Source organism: Runella rosea (assembly GCF_003325355.1).
In the GTDB taxonomy this organism is placed as follows: Bacteria; Bacteroidota; Bacteroidia; order Cytophagales; family Spirosomataceae; genus Runella; species Runella rosea.
Genome location: NZ_CP030850.1, coordinates 4,661,976 through 4,674,516, shown reverse-complemented (window position 1 = coordinate 4,674,516; position 12,541 = coordinate 4,661,976). Strand labels below are relative to the sequence as shown.

Below are 12,541 nucleotides of genomic sequence, written 5' to 3'. Positions count from 1 at the left end.
CCCTACGGTTTGGGGATAATGACGGTAAAAATACTGCCTTTGCCTACTTCACTTTCCACTTCGATGCGGCCGTGGTGTTGTTTGACGACCGATGATACGTAGCTCAATCCTAGTCCATACCCTTTTACATCGTGCGTATCGCCCGTGGGCACCCTGAAAAATTTATCAAAAATTCTCGCCAAAAACTCCGATTGAATACCGATGCCGTTGTCTTTGACCGAAAGGCGTAATTCAGCATCGGTTTCTTGTAAAAGCAACGCAATTTTGGGTCGATTTTCGGTGTATTTCAGGGCATTATCTAACAAATTATAGACCACATTGGTAAGGTGAATTTTGTCGGCAGAGAGCTTAAAAGAATGTCCTATTTGGTTAAAATCTACTTTTGCGCCGTATTTCTCAAATTGTAATTTCATCGAATTTAGCACCAACTGTGTGAGTTCGGCCCAATCAACGGTTTCGGGCGAGAGCGTCAGTCCGTGCTGCTCAAAGGTTGCCATTTTAAGCACTTTATCCACCAACAACGTTAGGCGATTGAGCTCACTTTTTGATATTTCAAGGTATTCTTTGGTTTGCTCGGGGTTTTGCGAAACCCCAAAATTCTGCAACGCTTCAATCGCTACGCTCACGGTGGCAATGGGCGTTTTAAGTTCATGCGTCACGTTGCTGATAAAATCATTTTTTAATTCAGTCAGTCGACGCTGCTGACGAAGATTTTGGTAAATCGCCCCAAAAGCTAAGCCTGTAATGGCCAACAGAAAAAATGAAAATAGACTTTGCGGAAGGATTTTTTTCAATAAAAAACCCTCATAACCAGAAAACACCGCCGTGTAGGTACTTCCAAAGGGAATTGTCGTCGGAACGGCCGACGTAGTTAAAACCTGCTCATTGGTATTTTTAGGAAAAGCAATCTCTTGTTTTTCAAGCAATGGTTTTGTCGATTGTCGCACCACCTGAAACGGCAAGTCAATTTTTGACTTCTGAATTTGACGAACATACGCCCGCTTAATGTCTTGGATTTTCAAGGAGTCGTGGTCTAGCCTAATAATAAACTGATTTTCAATGGGCTTGATGGTTGATTTGTTTTTAGGGCGCAATGGCGCTTTTTCACTCCGCTCAATCACCGAGATTTTCAAATTATTAGTTCCTTCTGCCAGTGGCGTAAATGACAAAACACTGTCGCGATTTGGGCGATTATACATCACAACCTTGGCCATTCGGCCGAGCATTCGTTGGAGCGTGTCAGACGGTTGGTGCGATTTTACAATGACAATTTCGGATTTGCCCTGCGGTGTAGTATCGGCAACGGTCAGTTTGGTAATATCCAAGTTGCCCACTGAATTCATTTTAATGGCGCGAATATCTTCAGGTCGGGTTTTTCGTAAAACGTCGTGCAGTTTACTTTTTGAGATTGTAGTATCTACGCCTGACAATTGAGCCATTCGAGCCGCCGTTTGGATATAAAATAAGTTGAAAGCTTCTGTTCTTTCATTTTTGCCGTCACGCGCTTTTTTGTCTGAATAAACGATAGGTGTAGGAGGCGAACTTTCGTGGGTGTATCTAAAGGTAAACTTTCGGTCAATGGCAACTTTATTTGGTTTTCCAGCTTGCGAATCCAACGCAAATGCTTTTCGCATCGGAAACGTTATCTTCTTCTGAATCACGGAGTCTTCTAAAGCCTGAATGGTATTTTTGAACAAAATATCGGCTTCTTTCTGCAAAATACTTTTTTGTTCGGTATACTCTTTGCGCAGCCAAAACACCTGAAAAGCCGCCAGTAAAAGCATACTGGCGACCATCAAGGACAAAGAAGTAATAGCTGACTTAGTATTCCTCATTTTTACCAATTTTATTAATAGTACATGAGTCAAATAGACACTTTCAGTGGGACAAAATGCTAATTCCGAATGATTCTGATGCCACCTTGTCCACCCATTTCCTTCATGAATTCGTCGCGTTTTTTAGTAAACTCGGCTTCCGTAATCTTCTTTCCACCTGAAGGCAGTTTTATATCGTTTGCCGCTAATTTTTTAAACTCCGCTTTGGTCAGGCTGTAAATCATGTCGCCGTCATTGACGTCTACTTCCAAAATTAAGCCAGGCAATCCGCCAAACCCTGCGGGTCCGCTCGGCACAGGAATGGCCTCCGTAAACCACGCTACGATGGGCTGGTTATTTACTTTATTGGTCATGGTGGCCTTCATGCAGTCATAGCCCTGAATTTTTTTGGTCTCTCCCGCCAATTTCCACGGCATCCGGCGCAGGGTATCTTCAATCAGAAATTTTTGCCCCGCCAATTCGCGCAATTCTACGGATTTTTGGGTTTCGTAGTTACGATAGGTTTCATTTTGCGGAACACGAATCACCATGCGAACCGTATTTCCGTTGGCATCCGTATTTTCTTCGTCTTCGTTGGGTTGAGTGGCAGCCTTAAACAACGATTCGCTGGCACGAACCAAAAGTTGCATTTTATTGGTACGAAACTCGGGCACCATGGCCTTCATCGATTCGTCTTGCATACGTTTATGCATGTTGATTTTTTGGTCGTACAGCACAATCCCTTCGTTTTGTTGGCCAAAAGCTTGCAACAAAGAAAATATCAAAATTAAGCTTAAACTTGTCTTTTTCATTGGTTTATGATTTAATTATTTGTTTAGAAATGAATGATTTTACCCCTGGCGTATCACGCGCATTCCGCCCGATGGCATGCCGCCCATGAAGCTTTTGAGACTGTACGTAAAACTCAATAGGAAGTAGCGGCCCAAGGAGCGAATCCGCTCGTCTTGTACGAAATTTACCTGCGCAATGCGGTTGATGCCCACGTTGCGATTTAGCATATCGACCACCGATAACTTGAGTTCTCCACGGTTCCCTTTCAGGAAAAACTTAGACACCGACGCATTCCAGATGGGCACTTTTTGGTTAAAAGTTGAACCCGCAAAGTCGTAAATACTGTAGTCTAGTGTCGAGTTAAGAGTCAGCGTTTTGGTCACTTTTAAGTTTCCTTCCACATCATATACCTGATTCACAAACGACTGATTCAGATTGGGATTGAGCGAATAACCCGTTTGGTTGTAGGTAATGGCCGCGCTCGTCGAAAGGTCCAAAACTTCCTTATAGCGGTATTCTAACCGAAGCCGGTTGCGACTTTCGAGCCGACGCGTGAGGTTGTCTACGTTGTTGACGGGCGTAATACCCCGATTTAAGACCAAATTGGTGGTAAAATTCACCCGAGTACCGAGGGCTTTAATCCGAAACCCCTTCGAGATATTGGCGTTGATGGTATAATCATCCTTCACGTTGACGGGGCGATACGTGCGCACCAAATTAGCATCTACTTGCTGCGCATTCGCGATTCTATTGGTGGTATAAGTCAGGTTGACAAAAGCAAAAAAGTTGCTGAATTTTAGCTGATTAAAGTTAAAGAAATTCAAGTTTAAGCGGTGGTTGTATTCTGGTCGCAAGTTTGGATTTCCTGTGATGATATTAAGTGGATCACTATTATCCACAATCGGTGAAAGTTGCTGAATACTCGGTTCACGCACATCGGTATCATACGTTACATTCAGGTTGCGGCTTGTGGCAAAATTGTATTGATAACGTATATTGGGCAACACATTCACAAACGTTCGTGCAATGCGGGTATTCTGCAAAATCAACTCACCATCCAACACCGACTGCTGCACGCTTACACCAGTGGAGAAGTTAGCTTTTTGAGAATTCATCCGAAAATTCAACCCACCGCGTTGATACGTAAAACCATTGCGAAACTGATTGCTCAACTGCGCATTGAAGCGCGGGGCGCGCCCTTCGCCGTTGACGTCAAAAACCTGCCGGTCAACGTCGTTTTGGGAAAGATTCAACGCATAATTGACCTCCAAATACCTACGTTTGCCTAAGGGTTCTGTGTAAGACGCCGTGATACCGTAGCTTTGGCGGTTGTTGGTCTGTGTATTGGTCTGGCGTAGCGTATCCACACGGCTTTTTTGACCCGAGGGGTTGTAGAAAGTATTGACTGCGCGCAAAGTCCCGTCACGGTCGCTTTGTTCGAGCCCCAAACTAAAATTGGCAGAAAGCGTCCGTCCTTTTTTACCAAACTTATGTCGCCACAACAACTCAGAGTTGATTCTCCACGTATCGCCTTGGGCATTTGATTGGCGTGTACCTTCATTTTCGGGCACGCCGCTGCCGTTGGTGGAAAGGCTGCTGCTGCCTATGTTGGACGAATTTTGGGAATAGTTGAAGTTATTGGTCCATTTCAACGAATTGAGCGAATCAATTTTATGGTCCAATGTTACATTTCCTCGGTGCGTAGCATTGGTGGTTTTCTGAGCAGTGTTTTGATTGGTTTTAAAATTACCCATCGGCAGAAAAGTCTCACGATTGGTCTCACGTTCAATCAATTGGTCGAGTTGATTATAGAAATAGTTACTTTGCAACTCGGTCTTTTTGCTGAGCTGGTCATTGTAGTTCAAGCCCGCCCCGCCCGAGGTGACAAAGCCATTATTGCGTCCGCCGAAATTGAGGGGAATAGCGGCATCTTCCTCTGAGTTAAACTGCAACCGCACCCCACCGCCAGCCATCATGCGTTGCGACGCTCCCGTGAAGTTCATGTAATCATCTATTGAAAAACCCTGTTGATTGATATTGTTGGCCATTCCCAAAAACGACAACTGACGGGTTTTGCTGAAACGGTTAAAATTACCCTTGATTGAGTAGCGACTCGCATCGCCGACGCCTGCCGTAACATTGCCGAAGATTCCTTTTTTCTTTTCTTCTTTCAACGTAAGGTTAAGCGTCTTCTCGCGCTGACCGTCGTCAATACCCGTAAACTGCGCTTGGTCTGATTTTCGGTCAAATACCTGCACTTTATCTACCACGTCGGCGGGCAGATTTTTGGTCGCCATTTTGGGGTCACGGCCAAAAAACTCTTTGCCGTCGACCGTCACCCGTTGCACTTGCTGCCCTTGGGCACGAACCGTTCCGTCGCGGTCTACTTCTACGCCCGGCAGGCGCTTGAGCAATTCTTCCACGGCCGCGTTGGGCTGTACTTTAAACGAGCCTGCATTGTATTCAATCGTGTCTTGCTTGATGGTCACGGGGTCGCGCTCGCCTTTGACAATTACTTCTTTTAAATCCTTAGGAACAGGTGCCATCTGAATCGCCCCTAAATCCAATAAATCTGTTGTTTGTGCCTGAATCAATTGACTCATCGGTTGCAAGCCCATGTAGGTGGCTTTGAGAAAATACGGGGCATTGGTTATGTTTTTAAACTCAAACGCCCCCGTCGATTGTGACCTCGAAAAAGAGACAAGCGACGTATCTTTTCCATCCAACAACATCACCGTCGCGCCTTCGAGCGGGCGGTTGGCAGTGTCGCGAAGCGTTCCTCTGATCGTTAATTTTTGGGCAAGTGAAGCCGACGATAGTACCAGAAAAAAAAGCCCCGACAGGGCATAACATTGAAAAAAAGAAGTTGTCTTTTTTCTTTTTGTCAACGTCATGTTCTGCCGGGAGTTTACTCTAACGATTTTAAAACAATAATGCATGGCTGTAATGGGTTTTTGAATGACTGCGGGACAAAACTAATGAGCCTCCCAACCAAAGTAGGTTAATGGTCGTAGAAACAATGTTAATTAAGGTTAATGCCAAAAACCCTATCTTTGCAAACACTCATCTTAGACATCTTCAATCACCATGCACTGCTACTTCAACGGCGACATTATCCCTGTAGAACAGGCCTCTGTCAAAATCAACGATCTTGCTTTATTGCGCGGCTACGGCTTGTTTGACTACTTTCGTACCTACAACGGTGTTCCTTTTGAGTGGGATGGCTACTGGGCGCGCTTTACCCGTTCGGCCGAAGTCCTACGCCTGCCCGTAGCGCTTACACAAGCCCAAACCGCCGATGTATTGGCAGAACTCTACAAGCTGGCTGACAAGCCCGATATTGCCTATCGTTTTGTTTTGACTGGCGGTTACTCGCCCGATAGCGTCAGCGTGGTACAACCCAATTTTTTGATTATTGCCGAAAACCTTCCCAAAGACAATCCCGAAGGGCGCTACCGAGGCATCAAAGTGTTGCCCTTTGAGTTTGTACGAGACCTACCCGAGCTTAAAAGCACCAATTATCTCCACATGATTCGCCTCGCCGCCGAGATGAAATCGCAAGGAGCGGCTGATTTATTATACCATAAAGACGGTGAAGTAAGCGAGTTGACCCGCAGTAATTTCTTCATTTTTAAAGGCGATACGCTCATCACACCCGACCAAAACATTCTGCACGGGATTACACGCAGGGTGGTATTGGAACTGGCAAAAAAGGATTTCAAGGTAGAAATTCGTCCGTTAAAAGTAGAAGAACTGGAAGAAGCCGACGAAGCCTTCACTACCAGCACGACCAAATGGGTAATGCCCGTGGTGCAAATTGGCCGCCAAATCGTAGGTGACGGCAAGCCAGGTGTCAGAACCTTAAAGCTATTGGAGCAGTTTGAGGAATTGGTGACGGGGTATGGATTGGTAAAAGCCTAGTTTTTTGACCGACTTGTTCTCAATATCTTTAGTTTTTAATACTGTTTCTTTTAACTAATAGTAACCTCATGTCCATTACCAACCCTGCCGAGCTAGTCGGCATGAAAAAAATCAGCGAAGCCGTTGGCACTACCCTCCGGAAAATGCGCGAATATGCCCGCCCTGGCATAACCGCCAAAGAACTGGACGATTACGGCGGACAGATACTGCAAGGATTTGGAGCCAAATCTGCTCCGCGTCTTACCTACGGTTTTCCTGGTTGGACGTGCATCAGCCTTAACAATGAAGTAGCGCACGGTATTCCCACCGAACACAAGATTCTAAAAGAAGGCGACTTGATTAACATCGACGTTTCGGCCGAACTCGACGGGTTCTGGGCCGACAATGGCGGCTCTTTTGTATTGGGCGAAGACAAACACAATCACCTGAAACTTGTCAACGCCTCGAAGCAAATTTTACACAAAGCTATTCATCAAATCAAAGGAGGCGTCAGAATTGCCGACATTGGAAAATTGATTGAAACCGAAGCGAAAAAATCAGGCTATCGGGTTATCCGTAACCTAGTCGGACACGGCGTAGGTAGAAGTTTGCACGAAGCACCCTCCGAAATTCCTTGTTTCTATGACCGCTTCAATACGGGCCGTTTCAGAAAAAACTCCATTGTAGCCGTAGAAACGTTCATTTCGACCAAAGCCACGCTTGCGCACCAAAATGGTGACGGGTGGACGTTTGTGACCAACGATGGCAGTTTTGTGGCTCAACACGAACATACCATTATGATTACCGACGGAAAACCCGTGATACTTACCGAAAGCAACGAGATTTGGAATTGAACATGAAACAAGCGCAGTATTGGGTGGAGAAATACCAAATGCAGGTGCATCCTGAAGGTGGCTATTTTGCCGAAACCTACCGTTCTACGGAAAGCATCCCACTCAGTGCGCTTCCGAGCCGTTTCTCAGGCGACAGAAGTTTTAGCACGGGCATTTATTTCTTACTCGAAAATCATCATTTTTCGGCATTCCACCGCATTCAGGCCGATGAAATGTGGCATTTCTACGCGGGCGGGCCGTTGAATGTCTACGTTATTCATGAAGACGGAAAGCTGGAAATCATCAAATTAGGCTCTAATCCCGACAACGGAGAGGTGTTTCAGGCGGTAGTGCCAGCAGGGACGTGGTTTGGCTCTAAGCCTGCGGCAGAAAGTGATTATTCGCTGGTGGGCTGCACCGTAGCGCCGGGCTTTGATTTCGCTGATTTTGAACTGGCCGAACGGGTAGATTTATTAGCAACTTATCCACAACATGAGGAAGTGATTCGGTTGCTGACGCTTGAAAAGTACTAATTTTTAATAATTCAATTGTAAAATCATCTTTTTAATAAAATTCTAAAGAAAAAATAGTTTTTTGGCGCATAAAACGGTATAAAGTATACCAAAAACAACTTTTTTATATTTGATATAGCCATAAATCTTACACTAAAATTTAATATAAATGGCGAATAAGATTCGTATTAATTGGGTAGTACTATTATTATATTTATCAGCCCTAAATACTATTTCAGTCAAAGGCCAATCTATCTCCATTAGTTCCGACAATTTCTATTCTCTTTGTGCAGGATCAACCATCAGCATTCCTGTTGCATTGTCAGGTTCTTGGGCCCCTGATAATAAATTTGTACTTAAACTTAGGGAGAATTCGATCTCAGGAGATACCATTATTTATGTAACCGCCGATAATACTTCCTCTCCCTTACAATTTCAGTTACCAAAATTATACGCTGATAAGAATCGATCATCGAAATTGTTTTCCATTGCAAGTATCAGTTCCACTAACCCTGTAACAGTAAGCAATGAAAAATATTTCAATGTTGGCCTTTTGCCTACTATTCAATTGGAACAGCCCATGCAGGCGATTGATGTTTTCCCTATTTCAAGATTCCCTAATGAATACACCAATGCAGGACAAGCACGGTATGTTGGCCATAAAATATACCGAGGCGATGACAATGTAATCGGTAAGTTGGCTGACAGTACCCTTTGGTACTTAGGGGGAGAATGGGCATTATCACCTAATCAAACAACTGTTTATCAACTGGTTCAAATTCAGAACAGGTGCGGTATAGGCAAAGTTATTCCCCCTAATACCATTACTGTGAAAGTAAATCCATTTAAACTGAAAATAACATCTGTATATCCAAAAGCAATTTGCGAGGATCGAAAAATTAACGTCAATATAGATTACACAGGTGAACTTAACCCTGAACAAGTAGTGATCGAAGTCGCCAATTTTAAAGGCGACACCATCAAACAACTTTCCACGACGGTTGTAGATGCCCGCAACTTCACCGGTACTTTAGATAATTCATTTTCATCAGGAACTTATTTTGTACGAATAAGATCCATTGCTCCTGATGCCGCCACTGATTTCGTTCCGATCTTTATGAACAGTGCCCCGAAAATTGAGTTAGATTGGCTGGACGGTGTCACAAATCCGGTGGGATATAAAAATAAAGTTTGGCTTAGAATACGCAGTGTTGGGGCAACAGAGTCCGGCAGACCTTTGACACTCAAACTCTCAGATGGCACCATTGTCAATAATTTTAGTGGATATAGTGGTGCAAGTTCCGGATATATGGCCGACGTTTTCCTTAACCCTGAAAAAACACATTATTATAAAGTTGATTCGTTGATCACAGCGTGTGGAATTTCCCGACAATATACCGTTTCCGGAGAGCGGGAATTGGTTGTAAAAAACGATTTTTACATTGAAAACTTACCAAAACTCATCTATTGTGAAGGCGAAAAACTAAGGTTAAAAATAAAATCGACACTTCCTTTTACCGCGAGTACGGTTTTTATCGCTAAAATATATTTGAGCAATGGTACGGTTTTGGCATTGCCAACCACTCGAATTTCCACCGACAGTTTGGAATTTACGATTCCCGCAGCTTCGTTTTTTGAGTCCACAGCCTTTTATTTTCAATTGCAACTGGAATCCAATTCCCCGGCAGCTTTAAGTTCGTTGTATCAGCAACAAATTAACGTGACTCAAAAACCTGTCCCCGTAACGGCATGGGCAACTACTCCGCTGACAAATCCCGGAAACGGTTACCTCTTTTTTTTATTCAAAGGAGGGTCCCCTGCTTCCTTGATATTTACCGATGGGCAACGCGACGATACGGTGTCTGTCTTCAGCGTCACCAATGAACTTACAAGAGAGATTTCGTTAAATCCGCTCATTGTACAAACCACTTCTTTCCGTTGGAAGTCCATCGAAAACAGTTGTGGAAAAACCGAGAATTTCCCTGTTCCGGAGGTTACGATAACCGTTGACAATACCACTCAGAAAAACATTTTCATCGTAAAAAGTCCGAAACAAGTTTGTTTGGGAGGCACCTATACAATTGAAATAAAAACTGCCGGGACTTTTTCTACAGAAGATGAGTATTTAGTTCGGTTGGTACGATATATCAATTACGTCCCTGTCGTTTATGAAGTAGGCAGAGGCAAGTCAAAAATTTTATCCATTCAGATCCCGACCAATATACCTGTTTCGGCAGACAACAATTTCTGCAAATTTGTTGTCTCTTCGGTTCAGACAGAAGCCGACAATCTGCCAACCGCCTTTCGCGAAGCGTCTTCGTATATTACAGTCAACCAAACAGCTTCTCTGTTTGTGAATACATTTGATTTAAACGGAAATAAGATTTTAAGTAAAACTATTGATCTGTTAAAGGGAGAAAGTGTGCCGCTTATTATACAATCTTCCACTTCTAATTCCAATGAACCTTATAATGTTAAGATCAATAGTACTTGGTATAATTATGCCGCCTACGTGAATAATAACTCAGGCATGATAAACAGTCTTTACATTAATATAAAGCCCTCCAACGATACACTGTTGGTATTAAATGCGCTGGAAAATATTTGCGGAGTTACATCCCTGAATGACACTGTAATAATCAAGGTAAGACCTTATCGAATCCAAACCGCACTTGTCGAAGCAGGTATAAGATGTCAGCAAAATATAGTGGATGTAATGTTCTCTATCGAGGGCAATCAGCAAAATGTACCGACTGACTACAAAGTGTATTTCAGACCGATTGCGCCTTATGCTCAGATATATCCTGATTCCCTTCGATTTGAGGCCCTTGTTGTCACAAAGCGCCCTTTTCATTATACCATCCAAATTCCTGATATGCCCTATGAGGGAGGTTTTGGGGTTGAGGTAGAGCCATTAAGCCATGAAGGTCATTTCGCCAAAAACTATCGTTTGCCTCGAATTTCTATTTATAAACGCCATCAGGTCAAACTAACCGCTTCAGATGGCACCTCTATCTTATGGGTTGATGGCAGTAACTCATCTGTCTACCTGAAAGCCGAAACAATTAACTCCAACACTCCTCGTTGGAACGGCAAAACGGTAGTAAATCCCACTACTTTCGGAGGAACAACCATACAGGCATACACAAAAGTGACGACTATATGGGCTTCGTCAACGCCAGGTAATGTATATACTTTAGCCGACATTGAAAGCGTATGCGGTTATGGTCAGGCAATAGGTGAAGTACGCGTAAAAAGGTGTTATGGAGACGTAAATCCGGGCTATATCTATTCGGACAGTAACGAGTACTATTCCAACAGTACTATTAAAAGCAGCGCTCCGGTCATTAAAAACAACACGTTATTTTCTGCTAAAGAATCCATAGAATTAACTCCCGGCTTCAAAACCGAAGGCCAAACACTATTTAGCGCTGAAATTAAAGGATGTGAAGTAACTAAGCCATAAACTTTTGTCTGCACAAATAAGAATTATGTTAAACGAGGTGAGCTTTAATCGCTCACCTCGTTTATTAATTTTCCAATTTCTTCAATTCGCCAATCAACGCTTCTACCTGCTCAAACGATACCGCAGGAAAATTAGCGATGCGAATTTGACTTTCCTTGAAAGGTCCATAACCACTTCCGACAATCATATTGGCTTGTTTTACCTGAGCAATTACTTCAGGAGAGGGAATACGGGTATTGGCTACTACCACTGTACGCGAGCGATGCCGCTCTTCGGCTACCGATGGGCTGAAAGCCCGACTTGTTTCAATGTATTTATTGAGCAATTTATATTTTTCTTCGGTCTGCTTACGCACCGTTTCAGCACCGATTTTGTTCAAATCTTCGGCTACTTTTCCCAACAGATAAATGCCAATCACATTGGGTGTAGCGGGCGTTTCGTAATTCTTAAAATTCTTCCACAACATGGGCAGGCTGTTGTGCGCTCCGATGGTAGCATCTTCGTATTTCTGCAAACGCTCAGCTTTGGCGAGACACTTTTCGTTGGCAATCCATACACCCAAACCCGCTGGTAAGCCAAAGGCTTTTTGAACCGAAAAGAACGCCGTATCTACCACCCCAAAATCTAACTCAGGATAAGGCGCCGAAGAGACCATATCGACCGCAATGAGTTTTTTTAAATTGCTCCGCTTCAGTTTGTGAATGTCGGGCTCGCGCATTTGTACGCCCGAACTGGTTTCATTGTGCGTGACACAAATTAACTCCGCATATTCGGGCACTTCTACTTCGGCGTAGTCAAAACCTTCGCCAAAAGGCTTTTCCTGCTTGTGGGCGTATTTCCGAAGCGACGCGCTATACTCATAAAATTTCTTGGAAAAAGACCCGTTGACCAAGTGAAAACTTTCGTGTTCGACGCAATTCTGCACCACCCGCTCCCACACTTCCGAGGCGGAGCCCGTGAAAAAAATACCGTGCGTATCGGGGATATTCATCAACGTACGAAGTTGCTCTACCGTAAATTGATAAATGCTCCGAAACTTCTGACTGCGGTGCGAAATCGAACCCAATTGCTGCTCAACGGCGGTCAATAAGTGCTTCTCAAACGTAGGATACATCTCAGCCGGCCCGGCTGTAAAATAGACTTGTTTCATCTGATTTGGAGCCCTATCGGTAAGGCCTTTGGTTTGAGGGGGCAAAATTACGCTAAAAACCCGTTTTTTATACC

The 12,541-nt window shown here is 43.9% G+C and carries 8 protein-coding genes; 4 read left to right on the top strand and 4 right to left on the bottom strand.

Annotated features, from left to right (window positions below):
• Positions 1-2: 2 nt before the first annotated feature.
• From DR864_RS19405 to DR864_RS19395, 3 genes are read right to left on the bottom strand one after another with little or no spacing between them, the layout of a single operon-like run.
• Complete coding sequence (locus DR864_RS19405) at positions 3-1,835, bottom strand: sensor histidine kinase (RefSeq protein WP_114068518.1); 1,833 nt, start codon at positions 1,833-1,835, stop codon at positions 3-5.
• A 59-nt stretch (positions 1,836-1,894) separates the two neighbouring features.
• Positions 1,895-2,626 carry a GLPGLI family protein gene (locus tag DR864_RS19400; RefSeq protein ID WP_114068517.1) on the bottom strand — a complete coding sequence of 244 codons (732 nt, stop codon included), beginning with the start codon at positions 2,624-2,626 and terminating at the stop codon, positions 1,895-1,897.
• A 39-nt stretch (positions 2,627-2,665) separates the two neighbouring features.
• The gene (locus DR864_RS19395) at positions 2,666-5,545 is read right to left on the bottom strand and encodes an outer membrane beta-barrel family protein (protein WP_114068516.1); all 2,880 of its coding nucleotides are present in this window, start codon (positions 5,543-5,545) and stop codon (positions 2,666-2,668) included.
• Positions 5,546-5,693: 148 nt separating this feature from the next.
• Here DR864_RS19395 and DR864_RS19390 point away from each other — a divergent pair, with 148 nt between their 5' ends.
• The 4 genes from DR864_RS19390 to DR864_RS19375 all read left to right on the top strand — a co-directional run bounded on the left by DR864_RS19390 (position 5,694) and on the right by DR864_RS19375 (position 11,317).
• Positions 5,694-6,527: an aminotransferase class IV gene (locus tag DR864_RS19390; protein ID WP_114068515.1), complete on the top strand. Its 834-nt coding sequence runs from the start codon at positions 5,694-5,696 to the stop codon at positions 6,525-6,527.
• A gap of 68 nt (positions 6,528-6,595) precedes the next feature.
• Positions 6,596-7,360: a type I methionyl aminopeptidase gene (gene map / locus DR864_RS19385; RefSeq protein ID WP_114068514.1), complete on the top strand. Its 765-nt coding sequence runs from the start codon at positions 6,596-6,598 to the stop codon at positions 7,358-7,360.
• 2 nt (positions 7,361-7,362) lie between these two features.
• Positions 7,363-7,872, top strand: coding sequence for a cupin domain-containing protein (locus tag DR864_RS19380; RefSeq protein WP_114068513.1), 510 nt, complete (start codon positions 7,363-7,365; stop codon positions 7,870-7,872).
• Between the two features lie 148 nt (positions 7,873-8,020).
• On the top strand, positions 8,021-11,317 hold the full coding sequence (locus tag DR864_RS19375; RefSeq protein WP_114068512.1) for a 3-coathanger stack domain-containing protein: 3,297 nt from the start codon (positions 8,021-8,023) through the stop codon (positions 11,315-11,317).
• A gap of 64 nt (positions 11,318-11,381) precedes the next feature.
• Here DR864_RS19375 and DR864_RS19370 read toward each other — a convergent pair whose 3' ends face one another.
• Positions 11,382-12,467, bottom strand: a complete 1,086-nt coding sequence (locus DR864_RS19370) for an aminotransferase class V-fold PLP-dependent enzyme (protein ID WP_114070374.1) — start codon at positions 12,465-12,467, stop codon at positions 11,382-11,384.
• Between the last annotated feature and the right edge of the window lie 74 nt (positions 12,468-12,541).